At 39.0% G+C, this 19671-nt stretch carries 16 protein-coding genes; 2 read left to right on the forward strand and 14 right to left on the reverse strand.

Features of this window, described 5'->3' with window-relative positions:
- Positions 1-94: 94 nt before the first annotated feature.
- The 11 genes from meaB to AC3A54_RS02275 form a co-directional block, all read right to left on the reverse strand.
- Positions 95-1219, reverse strand: a complete 1125-nt coding sequence (gene meaB / locus AC3A54_RS02225) for a methylmalonyl Co-A mutase-associated GTPase MeaB (RefSeq protein ID WP_487653204.1) — start codon at positions 1217-1219, stop codon at positions 95-97.
- On the reverse strand, positions 1219-3417 hold the full coding sequence (gene scpA, locus AC3A54_RS02230; RefSeq protein WP_487653205.1) for a methylmalonyl-CoA mutase: 2199 nt from the start codon (positions 3415-3417) through the stop codon (positions 1219-1221). Before scpA ends, meaB begins: the two co-directional genes overlap by 1 nt.
- Positions 3398-5299: a methylmalonyl-CoA mutase subunit beta gene (locus AC3A54_RS02235; RefSeq protein WP_487653206.1), complete on the reverse strand. Its 1902-nt coding sequence runs from the start codon at positions 5297-5299 to the stop codon at positions 3398-3400. Before AC3A54_RS02235 ends, scpA begins: the two co-directional genes overlap by 20 nt.
- A 127-nt stretch (positions 5300-5426) precedes the next feature.
- Positions 5427-6737, reverse strand: a complete 1311-nt coding sequence (locus AC3A54_RS02240) for a dihydrolipoamide acetyltransferase family protein (RefSeq protein WP_487653207.1) — start codon at positions 6735-6737, stop codon at positions 5427-5429.
- A gap of 14 nt (positions 6738-6751) precedes the next feature.
- The gene (locus AC3A54_RS02245; protein WP_309860826.1) at positions 6752-7735 is read right to left on the reverse strand and encodes an alpha-ketoacid dehydrogenase subunit beta; all 984 of its coding nucleotides are present in this window, start codon (positions 7733-7735) and stop codon (positions 6752-6754) included.
- A gap of 12 nt (positions 7736-7747) precedes the next feature.
- Entirely contained in the window at positions 7748-8743 is a 996-nt protein-coding gene (locus tag AC3A54_RS02250; protein WP_309860823.1) for a thiamine pyrophosphate-dependent dehydrogenase E1 component subunit alpha, read from the reverse strand.
- A gap of 43 nt (positions 8744-8786) precedes the next feature.
- The gene (gene lpdA, locus AC3A54_RS02255) at positions 8787-10208 is read right to left on the reverse strand and encodes a dihydrolipoyl dehydrogenase (protein WP_487653208.1); all 1422 of its coding nucleotides are present in this window, start codon (positions 10206-10208) and stop codon (positions 8787-8789) included.
- Positions 10209-10230: 22 nt separating this feature from the next.
- Positions 10231-11334 carry a butyrate kinase gene (gene buk / locus AC3A54_RS02260; protein ID WP_487653209.1) on the reverse strand — a complete coding sequence of 368 codons (1104 nt, stop codon included), beginning with the start codon at positions 11332-11334 and terminating at the stop codon, positions 10231-10233.
- Positions 11335-11426: 92 nt separating this feature from the next.
- Entirely contained in the window at positions 11427-12530 is a 1104-nt protein-coding gene (gene bcd, locus AC3A54_RS02265) for a branched-chain amino acid dehydrogenase (RefSeq protein WP_487653210.1), read from the reverse strand.
- Positions 12531-12561: 31 nt separating this feature from the next.
- Entirely contained in the window at positions 12562-13467 is a 906-nt protein-coding gene (gene yqiS, locus AC3A54_RS02270; protein ID WP_487653211.1) for a phosphate butyryltransferase, read from the reverse strand.
- A 131-nt stretch (positions 13468-13598) separates the two neighbouring features.
- Positions 13599-15671, reverse strand: a complete 2073-nt coding sequence (locus tag AC3A54_RS02275; protein WP_487653212.1) for a sigma 54-interacting transcriptional regulator — start codon at positions 15669-15671, stop codon at positions 13599-13601.
- Between the two features lie 174 nt (positions 15672-15845).
- Between AC3A54_RS02275 and AC3A54_RS02280 the strand changes: the two genes are divergently transcribed.
- Positions 15846-16079 carry a DUF2627 domain-containing protein gene (locus AC3A54_RS02280; protein ID WP_309860810.1) on the forward strand — a complete coding sequence of 78 codons (234 nt, stop codon included), beginning with the start codon at positions 15846-15848 and terminating at the stop codon, positions 16077-16079.
- A 204-nt stretch (positions 16080-16283) separates the two neighbouring features.
- Here the strand turns inward: AC3A54_RS02280 and AC3A54_RS02285 are convergent, their stop codons facing one another.
- Positions 16284-17012: a glycerophosphodiester phosphodiesterase gene (locus AC3A54_RS02285; protein ID WP_487653213.1), complete on the reverse strand. Its 729-nt coding sequence runs from the start codon at positions 17010-17012 to the stop codon at positions 16284-16286.
- 40 nt (positions 17013-17052) lie between these two features.
- On the opposite strand from AC3A54_RS02285, the gene AC3A54_RS02290 reads away from it, so the two are divergent.
- Entirely contained in the window at positions 17053-17196 is a 144-nt protein-coding gene (locus tag AC3A54_RS02290) for a YycC family protein (RefSeq protein WP_308083249.1), read from the forward strand.
- Positions 17197-17254: 58 nt separating this feature from the next.
- Here the strand turns inward: AC3A54_RS02290 and AC3A54_RS02295 are convergent, their stop codons facing one another.
- Both AC3A54_RS02295 and spo0A read right to left on the reverse strand, forming a co-directional pair.
- Positions 17255-18490 (reverse strand): ATP-binding protein, encoded by a 1236-nt coding sequence (locus AC3A54_RS02295; protein ID WP_487653214.1) that lies wholly within the window; start codon positions 18488-18490, stop codon positions 17255-17257.
- A 179-nt stretch (positions 18491-18669) separates the two neighbouring features.
- Entirely contained in the window at positions 18670-19461 is a 792-nt protein-coding gene (gene spo0A, locus AC3A54_RS02300; protein WP_335548801.1) for a sporulation transcription factor Spo0A, read from the reverse strand.
- Between the last annotated feature and the right edge of the window lie 210 nt (positions 19462-19671).

Here is a 19671-nt window from a genome sequence, read left to right on the forward strand (position 1 = left end):
CTCCTTCTTATTTGTCCATAACTACATCATAACAGTTAAAATATAGTTTTTCCAAGCGAACTGCAATAAAAAAGCTGCCAAAAGTCAGCAGCTATTATTCTTTTCCTGATAAGAAAACATCAAACAAGGTTCCCACAGCGGAAGCAGCTGTCTTTGTCCCAGCCATTACTTCATTCTCTAATTGTGGGAGCTTTTGTTTTACAACTGGATGGTGAAAGAAGCTGTAATGAAGCTGGTCAGAAATTAATGAATAGATCCAGTCTCTTTGCTGTCCCATTCTTCGTTCTGTAAAAACGCCTGTCCCTTTTCCAGTCTCTTCGAATTTTTGAATCAAGCCCCAAATCTCATTAATGCCTTCCCCGTTTACCGATGAACAGGTATAAGCTTTTGTTGTCCAACCTTTAGTAGCTGGCTGAAGAAAGTGCAGAATCCGGTTATATTCATGTTTGGTCTGTTCTGCTCTTCGTTTATTGTCTCCATCTGCTTTATGGACAATGACCGCATCCGCAAGCTCCATAATTCCCTTCTTCATTCCTTGAAGTTCATCTCCAGCACCTGTCAGTACGAGCAGCATAAAAAAATCTACCATATCTCTAATGATTACTTCACTTTGTCCCACACCAACGGTTTCAATTAAGATCACATCAAATCCTGCTGCCTCACATAGCAACATGGCTTCTCTCGTTTTTCGATGAACGCCGCCTAGCTTCCCTGCTGTGGGTGAAGGTCGAATAAAGGCTTTCGGGTTTTTTGATAGGTGTTCCATCCTCGTCTTATCTCCAAGGATGCTTCCACCACTTAACTTTGAGCTTGGATCAATGGCTAAAACGGCAACCCGATGTCCCAAATTACAAAGGTACATGCCGAAGGCCTCAATAAATGTGCTTTTTCCTGCACCAGGGACACCTGTAATTCCAATTCTAATAGACTTTCCACTTTTGGGCAGAAGTTTTTGCAGAAGCTCCTGGGCTTTTTGAAAATGTTGATCAGCATTACTTTCAACAAGTGTGATTGCTCTAGCTAATAGACTCCTGTCACCCTTTAGTACACCTTCAAAGAGTTCATCCGTTGAAAGTTCTGAGATTTTGCGTTTCTGAAAGCGGATATTTTTTTGAATGGATGCTGGTTGACCTTTCTGCTCTTGACCTTTTCTTACAATACTTGAGCATTTATCAAGGTCGTTTGGATCGCTCCATTCCGGTTTTTTATCAGAAGTCATTATTGTGACACTTCCTCATAACCGAGTTGTGCATAAATCTCCTTTATAACCTTTTGAGCAGCCACTGGAATAATGGTTCCTGGACCAAAAATGGCTGAAGCACCGTGATCATATAGAAATTGGTAATCCTGAGCAGGAATGACTCCGCCAATTACCACCAAAATATCTTCTCTTCCTAATTTTTTTAACTCCTCCACTAATTGAGGAAGTAACGTTTTATGCCCTGCAGCAAGTGAACTCATTCCAACCACATGAACATCGTTTTCTACTGCCTGCATTGCCGTTTCTTCTGGTGTTTGGAATAACGGACTAATATCGACATCAAAACCAAGGTCAGCAAAGGCGGTCGCAATTACCTTGGCACCGCGATCATGTCCATCTTGACCCATTTTAGCAATCAGTATTCTGGGCCGTCTTCCTTCATTTTCAAGGAATTCATCTGTCATTTTTTGAACTTCTACAATCTCTTCCTCATTGCTAAAAGCAGTACTATACACTCCGCTAATTGAGCGAATCACCGCTTTATGTCGGCTAGCAACCTTTTCAATAGCATCGGAGATTTCTCCCAAGGTTGCTCTTACCCTTGCTGCTTTTACTGCCAGCTCTAATAGGTTTTGTTCACCAGTTTCCGCTGCGATTGTTAACGCATCTAGGGCTGCCTTCACTTTATGGTCATCGCGGCTGGCTTTTAATCCCTGTAATTTTTCAATTTGTTTTAGGCGAACTGCAGTATTATCAATATCTAAAATATCAATTGCTTCTTCCTTTTCAAGACGGTAACGATTGACGCCTATAATCGTTTCCTTACCTGAATCAATTTGAGCCTGTCTTCTAGCTGCCGCTTCTTCAATTCGCATCTTCGGCAAGCCCGTTTCAATCGCTTTGGCCATCCCGCCAAGTTGTTCTATCTCTTCAATATGTGTCCAAGCACGTTTAACTAATTCATCGGTAAGCTTTTCAACATAATAGGAGCCTGCCCATGGATCGATCACCTGTGTTATTCCTGTTTCTTCCTGTAAGAACAATTGGGTATTACGAGCGATTCGTGCAGAAAAATCCGTTGGTAATGCAATGGCTTCGTCCAAGGCGTTTGTATGCAGTGATTGAGTATGCCCCATTGCTGCCGCATGAGCTTCAACTAGAGTACGAGTAACATTATTAAACGGATCTTGCTCTGTTAAGCTCCAACCAGATGTTTGCGAATGTGTCCTTAATGCTAAAGATTTTTCATTTTTAGGATTGAATGATTTCATCATTTTTGCCCAAATTAATCTCGCTGCCCGCATTTTGGCCACTTCCATGAAATAATTCATCCCAACGGCCCAGAAAAAGGACAACCTTGGAGCAAATGAATCTATTTCAATACCTGATTTTAGGCCTGTTCGTACATATTCCAAACCATCTGCCAGTGTATAAGCTAACTCTAAATCTGCAGGCGCTCCTGCTTCTTGCATATGGTAACCTGAGATACTGATACTATTAAACTTTGGCATGTATTTTGAGGTATATTCAAAAATATCAGCTATAATCTTCATTGACATTTCTGGCGGATATATATATGTATTTCGAACCATATATTCTTTTAAAATGTCATTTTGAATAGTTCCAGCGAGCTTCTCCTGACTTACACCTTGTTCTTCGGCTGTTACAATGAAAAACGCAAGAATCGGCAAGACAGCCCCGTTCATGGTCATGGATACAGACATTTGGTCTAAAGGTATCCCCTCAAAAAGAGTCTTCATATCAAGTATAGAATCAATAGCTACCCCTGCTTTTCCCACATCACCGACCACACGTGAATGGTCAGAATCGTAGCCACGGTGGGTGGCTAGATCAAATGCAACCGAAAGTCCCTTTTGACCCATTGCTAAGTTACGGCGGTAAAAAGCATTACTTTCCTCGGCGGTTGAAAATCCTGCATACTGTCTGACTGTCCATGGTCGATTGACATACATCGTTGGATAGGGACCCCTTGTGTAAGGAGGGAGCCCAGGCAGGTGGCCAATTTGTTCAAGATTTTTACGATCTTCTTTTGTATAAAGAGGCTTTAAACTAATTTGTTCATTTGTTTCAAAAAGTAAATCATCAATGAAAACATCCATTTCTGTCTGAACGCTCTCCTGCCATTCTTCCTTGGTCATGAATGTTTGGTTGCTGAATAAAGAAATGTTTTGAAAATCAGGCTTTTGTTTCTTCAACCGTGCTCACCTCCAACTCGTTAAAAATGGCATCGAGAGTTTCATAACAATTGCTTTTCATATGAATAAACTGCTTAATTCCTTCAGCCGTCCACTGGGACTGCTTGTCTTTTTCAGGGAGCCCAGCAAGGTAAAATACTCGATCAGGGAATTCCGTTCTTAGGCTAGTTAAAATCTCATGCCCGACCCTTTCATACTGTTCATTTGTACCACAGAAGCAAAGACATTTCGTAACAGGAAGAGTAGAAACAAATGATCTAGCATTCTCAAAAGAAACAATTGAATCACTTTCAACTGCTTTCACCCCACCCGCAGCTAGAAAACCTTTCATAAAATCCAGCCTTGCCTTATGCTCTTTTAACTCGCCAAGACAAATCATGCCTACAGATGGCTTATAGCCAGCTGTTTCTTCATAACTCCTTGCCTTATTTCGCAATTCTTCAAATGACTCTGACAGTCTTCGTTGAGGAATAGCAGTAATATTTATTAATGAATTTCCCTTTTTTAGTACATATGATTCTTTATTTTGAGATTTAAGATTAGGAACGTTTTCATCAAGATTGGCATAAACATTCGTGCCAATCATACTTTGCTTCCTTGTCTGACAATCCTTATTTCTTTTATCATACACTGTCGCTATTTCTTTCTGCAGCCAGTTTGATTTTAATCCCTCAATGATGCCGCCATGGGCTTCAATTTGTTGAAAGAATTCCCAAGATTTCTCGGCAAGTTCATTGGTTAATTGTTCGACATACCAAGAACCACCAGCAGGATCAATCACTTGTTTTAACTGAGCTTCTTCTTTTAGTAGGAGTTGTGTGTTCCTTGCAATTCTTTCCGAAGCGTAAGTGGAACCCGAAAGATTATTGAAAGGATCCACATGTAAATATTGTATTCCCCCAATAACTGCTGCAAAAGCCTCATTACCTGCCCGTAGGAGGTTGACATGGGGGTCCTGTATAGTTTTTGTGAATCTAGAAGTTTCCGCAGAGATATGCATCCCTTGATTATTCACTTTAGTTCCATAAACTTCAGCCACACGATTCCATAGAATTCTTGCTGCCCGGAGTTTGGCCATTTCCATAAAAAAGTGGCCGCCAATAGAGAATTGAAAGATCATTTTGGAAAAAATATCTTCCAGTTCCATTCCAGCTTCCTGAAGCTTTTCAAGATAATAGATTCCTTCAGCCAATGCAATACCAAGCTCTTGAACAGCATTTGCTCCACCATTATGATATGGCGATGTATTAATTAATATGGTTCTAAGATTAGGTAATTTCACACTTGATTGGACAATGGTCGCCATCCATTCATTGAAAAACTCTTCTGAAATACTGCCTTCTTCAGCAAAAAGAGCAACTGGATCAGAACCAATATAACCACAAATCGTGTCGCTGGTTCCTTTTTTCTCTCCAATTGTATCTAGAGATGCAAGTAATTTAGGGTGGAGACCCTTGGCGTTAATGGAGAAGGGGTGTTGATGACTGTATTCTCCAAGAATAGTTTCTAGCGTTTCATTCTCTTCAAATAAAGACTTTGATACTTCAAAAGAAATGGCAGTTTGCCCTTTATCAAAGTTTTGCTTGAGCTTTTCTTTCAATTCATCCAATGTTTGATAGGTTAAACGCTGTGCTACCTTCCATTCATTAGTCAAATATCCAAGCGGATGAATCCCTCTTCTATAATCTGTGCCTCCTGGATAATCTGGAACTGCCTGTTCATCTTCCTGAGAATAAAGCGGTTTCAAAATAATTCCTTCATATGTAGCCGTTTGTAAGGACTCAACGGTTCTTCCTTTTAACGATTTTTCTGCTTTTTCTTTCCATTCATCTTTCGACATAAATGGAAAAGACTGATTCATTATTTTTTCCAAACTCCTCATCCCCTTTCCATATACGTAATTGAAATAAAATTCAATTAATTCTACTAAATACTATTTTATGGTACAAACAGAATTCAGGCAACTAAACAAATAACCGTCGCCATCAATTTGGCAACGGTTATTGTTATTAATAAATGGAAGTTGTTGATTTTGATGTATTTTCTAGAATTTCCTTCACACGTTGTAAGAAACGACCGCAAACAAGTCCATCTAATACTCTATGGTCAAGGGACATACATAAATTAACCATGTCACGAACAGCGATCATTCCATTATTCATCACTACAGGGCGCTTCACAATGGATTCCACTTGAAGAATGGCAGCTTGCGGATAATTGATAATTCCCATGGATTGAACAGATCCAAATGATCCTGTGTTGTTCACTGTGAATGTTCCACCCTGCATATCTTCAGATCGTAATTTTCCGGTTCTTACCTTAACTGCAAGCTCCGAAATTTCACGGGCAATTCCTTTAATCGTTTTTTCATCTGCATTTTTAATGACAGGTACGAATAAGGCATCATCTGTTGCAACGGCAATCGAAATATTAATGTCTTTCTTTTGAATGATTTTTTCTCCAGCCCACATAGAATTTATTTGTGGGAACTCTTTTAATGCTTGGGCTACCGCTTTTACAAAGAAAGCAAAGAATGTTAGATTAAAGCCTTCTTTTTTCTTAAACTCATCTTTAAGAGAATTACGATAGTCAACCAAATTGGTTGCGTCCACTTCCATCATAGTCCAAGCATGTGGCGCTTCATGCTTGCTGCGAAGCATATTGGCAGCAATTGCTTTTCGAATGCCAGTAACCGGGATTTCTATGTCACCAGCTTCCACTGGAATATGAACCGGTTGTGCAGATGGTGGCTTTGGTGTGGATGTAGATACCGGTTGTGATACCTCTTGCTTTTGAGGTCCAGGCTGAACAACTGTTTCTACTTTTACAGCTTCCATCCTTTGGCCAGCAACAGGGATATTTCCAGATTCAATCAATTTCAGTAGGTCTTTTCTTGTAATCCTTCCACCTGCACCAGTGCCTGACACCTGCGTTAGGTCAATACCATGTTCTTGAGATATTTTCAAAACTGCTGGAGAATAACGCGCTTTGTTTCCTTGGTCAACTGGAGCTGTAGTTTCCACACTGCTGGATGATGTTGGAACTACAGCTTCTGTTTTAACCTGAGGACTTTCTCCACCCTCAACTTCAATTGTACAAATGATTTCTCCAACCGCTAGGGTATCTTCTTCGTTAGCAATTAGTTCTTTAATCACACCTGTAAAGGAGGATGGGACTTCTGCATTTACTTTATCTGTCATAACCTCTGCAAGGGGATCGTATTTATTTACTTTATCACCAACAGATACTAACCACTTACTGATCGTACCCTCGGTTACACTTTCCCCTAGCTGAGGCATTTTAATTTGTTCAATTACCACTATTCCGTACCTCCTTAATACTCGGCTAGTTCTCTCATTGCTTTTTCGACTTTATCAGGGTTTACCATAAAGAATTTTTCCATTGTTGGAGCATATGGCATGGCTGGTACATCAGGTCCAGCTAGGCGCATTATTGGAGCATCTAATTCAAACAAGCAATTTTCGGCAATAATAGCTGATACTTCACTCATAATACTGCCTTCTTTTGTATCCTCGGTAACAAGCAAGACTTTACCTGTTTTTGAAGCTGCTTCAATAATAGCTTCTTTATCAAGAGGGTATACGGTTCTCAAATCAAGAATATGTGCAGAGATTCCATCCTTCGCTAATTTTTCAGCCGCTTGGAGGGCAAAATGTACACATAGACCGTAGGTAATAACGGTAATGTCATCTCCGTCACGCTTCACATCAGCTTTTCCGATTGGCAAAGTGTAATCATCTGTTGGGACTTCTCCCTTTATTAAACGATAAGCCCTTTTGTGCTCGAAAAATAAAACCGGGTCATTATCACGAATGGCTGCCTTTAACAAGCCTTTCGCATCATATGGTGTAGACGGCATTACAATTTTCAATCCCGGTTGATTAGCAAATACAGCCTCAACTGATTGAGAATGATACAACGCACCGTGAACGCCGCCGCCATAAGGAGCACGTATAACAATTGGACAGCTCCAATCATTATTCGAACGATAACGGACTTTCGCTGCTTCTGAAATAATTTGATTGACAGCTGGCATGATGAAATCAGCAAATTGCATTTCGGCAATTGGGCGCATTCCGTACATTGCTGCACCAATTCCAACCCCTGCAATGGCAGATTCAGCAAGAGGTGCATCGATGACGCGTTCCTCGCCAAATTGTTCATACAGGCCTTGTGTAGCTTTAAACACGCCGCCTTTTACCCCTACATCTTCGCCTAATACAAAAACCTTAGGATCCCGTTCCATTTCTTCCCGAATGGCCATAGTTATTGAATCAATATAAGAAATAATCGCCATGTTATATCCCCCTTACTCCTGTGCATAAACAAACTTCAACGCTTCTTCTGGTGCAGCATAAGGTGCATTTTCAGCATAATCTGTAGCTTCATTCACCAGCTTCATCACGCGGTCGTTTATTTCTTTTTCCAACTCATCATTCAAGATACCTGTTTCCTTTAAATACGCACCAAATGTAATAATCGGATCTTGCGTTTTTGCTTTTGCTACTTCATCAGGTGCCCGGTAAGAACGGTCATCATCATCAGATGAGTGTGGGGTAAGACGGTAAGAAACTGTTTCAACAAGAGTTGGCCCTTCTCCACGACGGCCACGATCAGCAGCCTCTTTCACTGCTTTATAAACTTCTAATGGATCATTTCCGTCAACAGTGATTCCTGGCATACCATACCCGATCGCACGGTCAGATACCTTTTCACATGCTAATTGTTTCTCAATTGGCACAGAAATTGCGTATTTATTATTTTCACACATGAAAATGACTGGAAGTTTATGCACGCCTGCAAAGTTAGCCCCTTCATGGAAGTCACCTTGGTTGGATGATCCTTCACCAAAGGTTACAAACGTAACTAGATCTTTTCTTTCCATTTTCCCTGCAAGCGCAATTCCTACTGCATGTGGAACCTGGGTAGTAACTGGAGAAGATCCTGTTACAATTCGGTTCTTCTTTTGCCCAAAGTGACCTGGCATTTGTCGTCCGCCTGAATTTGGATCCTCCGCTTTCGCAAACCCTGAAAGCATTAGTTCTCTTGGTGTCATACCAAACGTTAACACTACACCCATATCACGATAATATGGAAGAACATAATCCTTTTCTCGATCGAGTGCAAATGCAGCTCCTACTTGTGCTGCTTCCTGTCCTTGACATGAGATGACAAATGGTATTTTACCAGCACGATTCAATAACCACATCCGTTCATCAATACGACGGGCTAGAAGCATTGTTTCATACATTTCCAAAACTTTTCCATCGCTTAATCCTAAAGCTTCATGACGATTTTCAGTCATTTATTTCTTACCTCCCATTTGTTCGCTAATAACCTTAACTTACTTATGAATGTATTGCCTTCCCGTCAACCGCTAGTGCGGCTTCACCAATTGCCTCTGAAAGACTTGGATGTGGATGAATGGTATGAGCAATTTCCCACGGTGTCGCATCTAATACCATGGCGAGTCCTGCCTCAGAAATCATATCTGTCACATGTGGACCAATCATATGCACCCCTAGAATATCATTGGTCTCTTCATCAGCAACAATTTTCACAAATCCATCTGATTCTCCAAAAACAAGGGCCTTCCCAATCGCCTTAAAGGAAAACTTTCCAATTTTCACTTTATGCCCATTTTCCTTTGCTTGTTCCTCTGTTATTCCTACACTAGAAACCTCTGGATTACTGTAAATACATCTTGAAACTAGATTATAGTCAAATGGTGACGGATCCTTACCAGCGATATGCTCAACAGCAACTATACCCTCGTGAGAAGCAACGTGTGCTAACTGTAAACCACCAATTACATCACCAATGGCATAAATATGTGATTCCTTCGTTTGGAAAAATTCATTTGTAACAACAAAGCCTTTTTCAACTTGAATTTCGGTATTCTCAAGTCCGATTCCTTCCGTATTCGCTTGACGTCCCACAGATACAAGAAGTTTTTCAGCCTTAAATTCCTTCTGTTCACCTTTCACTTCAGCGCTTATGCGCACACCATTATCCTTTACGAGTGTTTCTGGAAGTACTTTCGCACTAGTTACCAGTTTAACTCCTTTTTTCTTCATTAAACGTTGCAACTCTTTGGAGATTTCTTTATCTTCAGTCGGAATAATTCGATCAGCATACTCAATAACCGTCACTTCTACTCCGAAATCAGAAAGCATAGATGCCCATTCAATTCCGATGACACCGCCGCCGACAATAACAATTGAACTTGGAAGTGCTTCAAGCTGTAGCGCTTCATCTGAAGACATTACATATTCTCCATCAATTTCAAGTCCTGGAAGTGTTCTAGGTCTTGAACCAGTTGCTACAATCACGTTTTTAGGAAGTAACATTTCATTGTCGTCACCATTGTTCATCTCAACCGAAATCGTTCCAGGCATTGGTGAAAAAATAGATGGACCTAAGATGCGGCCTATTCCATGAAAAACATCAATCTTGCCTTGTTTCATAAGATGTTGAACACCTTTATGAAGCTGGTCAATAATTTTATTTTTTCTTTCCTGTACTCTTCCAAAATCAACAGACACATCGCCAGTAACTACTCCAAAGTTTTCGCTATGTTTGGCTGTTGCAAAGACTTCTGCGCTGCGAAGTAGTGCCTTACTAGGAATACACCCTTGATGCAGACAAGTCCCACCAAGCTTCCCTTTTTCTACTATAGCTGTTTTTAGTCCGAGCTGTGAGGCGCGAATGGCAGCAACATAACCGCCAGTTCCCCCGCCAAGAATGACTAAATCGTATTCTTGTGCCAATTGTATTTCCTCCCCATTTTCCCTAGATTTTTGCAGTTAAAAAATTTCCTGGGTACGTTTTCACTTCTTCTTCTCCGCGAAGGACTCGAAGGGCTCCTTCTGCAAGCGCTTGGAGTTCATTCTCACCTGGTTGGACAATGACGTCCGCAATCCAATTAATCCGATCGGTGATAGATTTCACAAAGCCTTTTCCATATGCAAGACCGCCCGTTAAAATAATTGCATCTACTTTTCCTGATAGTACTGCACTTGCGGCACCAATCTCTTTTGCCACTTGATAGGCCATAGCATCATAAACCAGCTTCGCCTCTTGGTCTCCAGCTTCAATTCGCTGTTCTACTTTTATGGCATCGTTTGTTCCAAGGTAACCTACTAAGCCACCCTGTCCAACAAGTTTTTTCATTATCTCTTCACGATAATGTTCTCCTGAGAAACAAAGGGCAACTAAATCACCTGCAGGCACTGTTCCGGCACGTTCTGGACTAAATGGCCCATCCCCGTGTAGACCGTTGTTCACATCAACTACTCTCCCCTGTTTATGTATGCCAACGGTGATACCGCCTCCCATATGGGTAACTATTAAGTTCAAATCTGTGTACTTTTTCCCAAGATCCTTTGCTACTCTTCGAGCGACTGCTTTTTGATTTAACGCATGAAAAATACTCTTTCTTTCAATCAATGAGAAGCCGGAAATTCTAGCAATCTGATCGAGTTCATCTACAACGACAGGATCTACAATAAAGGATGGAATATTTAATCCTGATGCAATTTCATAGGCAATAATTCCACCCAAGTTTGATGCATGCTGACCTGAAAAACCAGCACGCAGGTCTTCAAGCATTCGATCATTAACAGCATAGGTGCCCCCTTCAATAGGGCGAAGCAATCCACCACGACCGCAAACGGCGGATAATTTAGAGATATTTATTCCTTCTTTGTCCAGCGTCTCCAAAATCGTATTTTTTCTAAATTCATATTGATCAATAATATTAGTATAGGAATTAATTTCTTCTATATCATGACGAATGGTTTTTTCAAAAATTGAAACTTCGTTATCGAAGACTCCGATCTTAGTGGATGTTGAGCCTGGGTTGATGATGAGAATTCGATATTCTTTATCTAGCACGTTGTTACCTCCATTTTAGACATCTATCTAAAGGCAAAGACGCTGAATATCGTATTCAGCGTTCTGCCCCTAATCTTATTCCACAAATGTGTTTATCTTGAAATTCTGCGACTTAAAATGTGATGTCCGTTCTGAAGGAACTGGCTTCTTGAATTACGCATTCTTTCAATTCTCTCTTCAACCATACGATCGGCAGCCAGATAGGTTGGAATACCATCACGTTTGGAGATTTCGATTACCTTTTCAATACTTGTATAAAGCTGCTCAACTTTCTTTAATGCCCGTTCACGGTTATATCCATAAAGTTCATCTGCAACGTTAATGACTCCACCCGCATTGATTACATAGTCAGGTGCATAAATAATGCCCATTTCATGAATAAGATCACCATGACGAGTTTCTTTTAATTGATTGTTTGCAGCTCCAGCAATTACTTTCGCTTTTAATTGTGGAATTGTATCGTCATTGATTGTTGCACCTAATGCACATGGTGCATAGATATCACATTCAACATTATAAATTTCATTAGGATCAACGGCACGAGCTCCAAATTCTTCAACCGCACGTTGAACTGCTTCTTTGTTAATATCAGTTACAATTAACTTTGCCCCTTCTTCGTGCAAGTGGCGGCATAGGTTATAAGCGACATTCCCAACACCCTGTACGGCAATTACTTTTCCTTCAAGAGAATCTGAATCGAAAGCTGCTTTTGCTGCTGCTTTCATTCCTCTATATACACCATAAGCAGTTACAGGTGATGGGTTACCTGAAGAACCAAATGCTGGAGAGATACCTGTAACATAATCAGTCTCTTCATGAATTAAATCCATATCAGCAACAGTTGTACCAACATCTTCAGCAGTAATATATCTTCCATTTAGCCCTTGAATGTAACGTCCAAAAGCTCGGAACATTTCTTCGTTCTTATCTTTTCGAGGATCACCAATGATAACTGTTTTTCCTCCACCAAGATTTAATCCTGCTGCAGCATTTTTATAAGTCATCCCTTTTGCTAATCGAAGTGCATCTTCAATTGCTGCATCCTCTGACTCATATGTCCACATGCGTGTTCCACCCAAAGCAGGTCCAAGTGTAGTATCATGAATGGCAATAATTGCTTTTAACCCAGATTGTTTATCTTGGCAAAACACCACTTGCTCATAATCATAAGTCTCTAAATACTTGAAAATTTCCATGTTCGTATTCCTCCTCGAATTTTAAGAATCTCTATTTTGTAACACAACATAACGCTAATGCGAGTGAATAAAGCTTACTTTCTGCTGAGTCTGCTCGTGATGTTAAAACAATTGGCGCCTTAGCCCCAGCAATAACAGCCCCCACCTTCGCTTTAGCAAAATAAATTAATGATTTATATAATACATTACCAACCTCAATTGTCGGAACCAACAGAATATCAGCGTGGCCGGCTACTTCACTCTGGATTCCTTTATGTTCTGCCGCTGATACCGAAACTGCATTATCTAAGGCAAGAGGGCCATCAACAATGCAGCCAGGAATTTGACCACGCTTATTCATCATGGTTAGTGAGGCTGCGTCAACTGTTGCCTGCATCGAAGGATTTACCACTTCTACAGCAGCTAATGGAGCAACTTTTGGTGTTTCAATTCCTATACATTTTGCTAAAGAAACAGCGTTATTAATAATTTGTGCTTTTTGTTGGAGATCAGGTGCAATATTCATAGCTGCATCGGTAACAATGGTAAACCGCTCATATCCTGGAATCTCAAAAAAAGCAACATGTGATAGCACATTTCCCGTTCTTAAGCCAAATTCCTTATTTAAGACAGCTTTTAAAATGAAATTAGTAGGGAGATTCCCTTTCATCAAAACATCGGCTTCTTTTTGAAAGACCGCCTTAACAGCTAATGCAGCTGAATCCATTGTTGAATTTGTATGAATGATTTTTAATGAGTTATTTCCCCGATCATCATACTTTTTCATTTCTAGTAAAGATTTGATTTTATTTTGGTCGCCGAACAGGATAAAACGAGCGAGGTTTCGATTGACTGCATCTAAAATCGCTTCAATTACCTCTACATCCTCTGCGGCAGCAACTGCAACCGTATTAGTGCCTTCCCGGGTTGCTTTTTCAATTAATGAGTCTAGCAACAAGTTGTTATCAACCCTTTCTCCTTTTCCTGCAACTCCATTTTATTAATATGCAAGTTTCGTGCCAACTTTTAAATTTGAAAACGCTTCATTTTACTCAAAAGCACTCTGCAATAATTTTCACACTATGAAAATTATTGCATGCTATCTTTTTCAATACTGTATTTATCAAGCTTATAATATAAATTCCTTACTGATAAACCTAACGTTTTTGCCGTTAAAGTTTTATTGCCATTTAATCGGGTAAGTGTTTGTTGGATAATCTTTGCCTCATAATCCTCTAATAGATCCGATAAGGATTGTCCTAATGTGAAAGAATCATTAGAATTTGTTTGGGAGTGGACCGTACCTTTTTTATTTTGTAATTCAGGTAAATGATGGACATCAATTAATGTCTCATTGTATTTCATAAAAATAATAGCTCTGCCAAGTATATTTTCTAATTCCCGAACGTTCCCTGGCCAATCATATCCCATTAACTGAAATAACGCTGCAGGCGTAACTCCTTCAACATTCCTACCATAATCACGATTAATTTTTAAAATTAACCTCGCACAGAGAACAGGAATTTCTTCCTTTCGTTTTCTTAACGGCGGAATATGAATAGGCATTCGATTCAAACGATAGTATAAGTCTTCCCTAAAGGAACCACTGGCAATACCTTTTTCTAAATTAACATTGGTGGCCGCAATGACTCTGACATTAATAGAAATAGGCTTCGTTCCACCTACACGAGTAATTTCATTTTCCTGCAGTACCCTTAACAGCTTTGCTTGTGTATTGGCAGAAAGCTCACCAATTTCATCAAGAAAAATACTTCCATTATTCGCTTCTTCAAAAAAGCCTTTTTTTCCACCTCTTACCGCCCCAGAAAAAGCACCTTCTTCATAACCAAATAACTCGCTCTCCAATAACGTTTCAGAAATGGCAGCACAGTTCACACGAATAAACTTGTTGTATTTTCGATCACTTGCATTATGTATAGCATGGGCGAATAATTCTTTCCCTGTCCCTGACTCTCCTCTAAGGAGGACTGTTGCAGGTGTTTTCGCTCCAAGCTTTGCTTGCTCAATCGCCAGCATCATTTCTTCTGAATGACCGATAATATCCTCGAAGGTATATTTTGCCTCCAATTTACGAATCAACTGTCTAGCCCGATTTAATTCCCGATTCAGAGATTTAATTTCAGACATGTCATGGATAACCCCAACGCTGCCCTTTAATTTTCCCTTAACAATAATTGGTGCAACGTTTACAATCACTTCTCGTTTATTTGGGCCAACTCTCATTGGGGTACCACGGACCGCTCTTCTGGTTTGAAGTACCTTCATATGCATACTTTCTCCTTCAGAAATGTCTGCAGTCGCAGGTTTACCAAGTACTTGCTCTTGTGTTAGTCCGGTAATACGAGTGTAAGCAGGATTGATCAGGATACCTCGTCCATTTTCATCAACAACGGAAATGGCATCGTCACTAGAGTGAATAATAGCTTGAAGCATTGTTTGAATTTCCTTTAAATCAGTGATTTCTTCCGCTAGATTAACCACCTCAGTTATATCTTTAAAAACAGCGAAAGCCCCTATTAATGTTCCATTTTCTTCAATAATCGGAATACGTGTTGTAATAATTTTTCTTTCATTACTTAACACCATTTCCTGGTTTGCCTCTATTCTCCTACTCTCAAGAATCAAAGGGAGGCGAGTTGTAGGGATTACATCCACTACGTTCTTGCCAATTGCCTGATCTTTCTTCACCCCCATTATTTCTTCAGCACGCTTGTTAAACAAAATGACTTTTCCATGATTATCAATTACAAGCATCCCATCGTTCGTTGCATTGAAAATCAATTCCTGTTGATACGATTCATTTTGGTGTTTTTGCACCAATTCTTCTTTTTCTTCCATTAGCTGTGAAACTAGGAAAGCCACGCTCCCCGGAATCAATACTGTCTTCTTATTCTTTGTATCTCTTAACTCTTGAAAGACCGCGTTATTTCCCGTCACTTCGATAATTATATCTATATTCTCTGTTATAAAAGGCTTCCAGCTTGTCCCTGTTTGAATGCCCTCTTTTTTGGCTAATAAAATGCCCGGTGCATCCTCGTTACGGTCAATTACTGCTGCAACCCTTAGCACCTCAGATTCTTTCAGAATTTTTAAGATTGCAGAACCGCCTTTTCCAGCGCCAACAATCATCACGTTTTGCATGATTAATACCCCTTTGAAAAAAGAAATTTTTTTCATTTAATTCTAATAAACCCATGCAATTTTCTTCATGTTTTATTTTATTACCAAACACAAGTCTTGACAAATTTTATCTATGTACTAATATTTTGATGAGGTAGAACATTAATTAAAATTAAACTTTGGAAGGATTTATGTATGAAACGGATTATCGCCCTTGCTATTTTAGTCATTCCAGGAATTTTTGCCGCTTTAGGGATTAAATTAATGCGTGATATGACATTTGGTATTCTCCAAGCCCCCTTTCCATTTTTACTCCTACAATTTATCGTGGGCTTACTTTTCTTTATCGGAGGTCTAGGATTTGTAGCTGGCTTTATCTTCCATAGAGATCGTAAAAGAAATAAAGTACAAACGAAATTTAAAAAATAGTCTGTGTTAAAGAACAGTGTTGATTTTTACACCCTGTTGATTGGAGCGGAAGGCACGAAGACTCCTGTGGGAGTATGGTTCAGGGGAGACCCCGCAGGCGCTTTTTTGGCCGAGGAGGCTCGCCGAAACACCCACGAACCGCTCGTGCCTGGAGCGGAAATCAACAGGCAAATTTAGCAGAGCTAAAAAATAAAAAAGAGGCCGTTACGGTCTCTTTTCATATTGTTTCCTTATTCGAAGCGCCTTCATAGGATCATCAGTAATAATAGCCGTACAATTAATATTAAAGAATCGGTGCATATCTACGTCCTTATTGACCGTATACGGTCTCACAGCAATCCCGTTATCCATAGTATTCATGATGATATTATCCGACATCGATGAGTGTTTAGGGTGAATCCCTCTTGCTCTAATCGATTGTGAATAAATCCATGGCATATAAATCCCTTCAATAAATAGAGGTGCTGTTTCAATTTCTGGGGCTATCCTGTAACTATAGACTATACTATAGTGATTAAAGGAGGAAATAATAATTCGATCAGCTAATCCATACCTTCGAACAAGCTGAACGACTTTTTCTTCCATTCCTTCATAGGGAATCAACCCATTCTTTAGTTCAATGTTACATACAAGCTTGTTTGTCCGCATCCACTCTAGTACTTCAATTAGGGATGGAATCGGTTCTTTTTTAAGACCCTTATGATTAGCATTTAGATTTCTAATTTCTTTAAATAAAAAATCTTTAACAAATCCAGTACCACTTGTGGTTCTATCCACTTTTTCATCGTGAATAACGACAATCTCGCCGTCTTTAGTTAATTGAACATCGAGTTCTATACCATCTGCTCCAGCCTTTTCCGCTTCATAAAAGGCGCCCATTGTATTCTCAGCAAAAGAAGCCGAATAACCACGATGCGCAAAAATTTGTGTCATTTTTTCACTTCCCAACTTCAAAAAATGGAGGAACTTTATAATGAAACCATTACAATTATCGCCAGAAACAGCCATTAAACTTTCTAAGCAGTTAAACGTTCCACTAGAACAGCTTATGCATATGCCACAGCATATTCTAATCCAAAAATTAATGGAATTAGAAAAGAAACAAGAAAATAAGTAGATACTTCCTTTATAACATATTAATAATAAATAAATGCCTTCATTCATAGGATGAAGGCTTAAACTGGTATCGTTATGAGAAAGGTAGTACCTCTCCCTTTCTCACTTTCTACCTCTATTTTCCCCTTCACCTTATTAACGGTACTATATACCATTAACATTCCAAGACCTGTTCCTTCTTCCTTCGTAGAATAGTACGGTTTCCCTAACCGTAAAATTTCTTCCTTTGTCATTCCAATCCCAGTATCTGAAATTTTAAAAACTATATTTTGCTTTTGTTCAAAAATATCAATGATTAGCGTACCACCTTTATCCTTCATAGCTTCAATTCCGTTTTTTAATAAATTTATTAAACATTGCTGTATTTGGTTCTTATCATATCTCTTTTTTAGTGTGTTATTAAAACAGAATTGGACTTCCACTTGATGCATAGTCGCATAAGGAATGATTAGATCCTTTATATATTCTGCCTCTTCTCTAAAGTCAGAGTAAATCATATTTTCTGATTGTGGCTTAGCAAGAGAGAGATAGTTACTAACAATCCTTTCGGCTCGATTTAATTCTTGCAATGATAATTCAACATATCTTCGTTCCTCTTGATTGATTGTTTTGGATTCACTTAGAAGCTGTAGAAAACCACTTGTTACCGTAAGCGGGTTTCTAATTTCATGAGAAACACTAGCAGATAATTCACTGACAACATTTAAACGTTCAGATTGTAAAAATCTTTCTCGATTTTTTGAATTTGTAATTATTTGCTCTATTAAGACCATAATGATGATCATCATTCCTGTGTAGGTTGTCAGGGTATAAAATGTAAGAGTCCAAAATTCCCTATTTAAAGAATTAAAATAAAAACTTAAGCTTATGAGATACACCCCTACATTCAGAAATGAAACCATTGCTGTAGAAGAAATTCTCCTTTTAGAACTTAATTGTATAAACCGTTTACTAAAAGCAGGTAAAAGAATAAACACACCAGTAGAATATATAAATGATTGATGGATTCCGTCTCCACCTAAATAATAACGATATATATTTAATACTACATATAAAGGAAATACCTTTTTGTAGCCTCCAAAAAGGGAGACAATAATAATTGGAATGTACCGCAAATCAACATTAAATCCAACTTTCAATTTAATTGGAATGGTCATACAAAGAACCATAGTTACTGTTGACAGAAAAATAAGGATTATTTTGTTAAAAGAATTTGGCCTATTTTCAAAGAAGATTAAAAAAATGACAACTGGTAAAAGTATAAAAAGGAAATTCAACAGTAATGTTTCAAACAAGAGGTTTTACATCCTTTCAGCACCAAAAACGTATGTAATATGAAGGCTAGTTCATGCATTCTTTATATTATCAGATTTTCAAAAAATTAGGGAGTGCTTTCTAATCATAAATAAAAGACCAATGAACATTCATTGGTCTTTCTTATGGTTGGGCTTAGGTAAGGTTATTCCTCACCCTTTCAAGAAGCCTTATGCTCCAAACGAAGTTTATCTGCAACCATGGCAATAAATTCACTATTGGTCGGCTTTGCCTTTGACATACTGACTGTATAGCCAAACAATGAAGAAATGGAGTCGATATTGCCGCGACTCCAAGCCACTTCAATGGCATGACGAATGGCACGTTCAACACGACTTGCTGTTGTGTTATATTTTTTTGCGATGTCTGGGTACAATACCTTTGTAATAGATCCTAATAACTCGATATCGTTATATACCATGGAAATAGCTTCCCGCAAATATAAATATCCCTTAATATGCGCCGGAACACCGATTTCATGAATAATACTAGTAATACTTGCATCTAAATTTTTAGGCTTTTGCTCAGAGTGAGAACGATAACTGGTTGTTGGCATCTTACGGGTAAATGCACTTGCATTACCACTTACCTGACGAATATGGCTACCTAAGTTCTCCATATCAAATGGTTTCAAAATAAAATAAGACGCTCCCAATTCAACAGCTTTTTTTGTTACATCTTCCTGGCCAAAGGCAGTCAGCATGATTACATTTGGAAGTGCTCCTTTTTTTAGTTCACGCAGGCGTTCAAGGACAGCCAAACCATCAAGATGCGGCATAATAATATCCAAAACAAGAACATCTGGATCAACAGAAGCTAACATCTCCAAGCATTCTTGTCCATTATGAGCAATTCCTTCAACTTCCATATCATCTTGGGACGAAATGTAGTCCTCTAATAATCCAACTAATTCCCTATTATCATCAACGACACAAACTTTGATTTTCTTCAATTCCAGTTCCTCCCTCAATCTGTTCAATTCTCTATTTCATTTTTCTTAATGTCTGTAGTCTCTAAATTCTATTCTAAATTACAAATTCGACAATGCAACAAAAATTCCTCTCATTTTTTTAATATTTCTTAAAATAGTGATAAAATCTTATCTTTTCTCTGTTTTTCTCACTCATTCGACTAAATTCGCGTCTTTTCCAACAATTAACAG

Source organism: Neobacillus sp. Soil_C_43 (assembly GCF_057656715.1).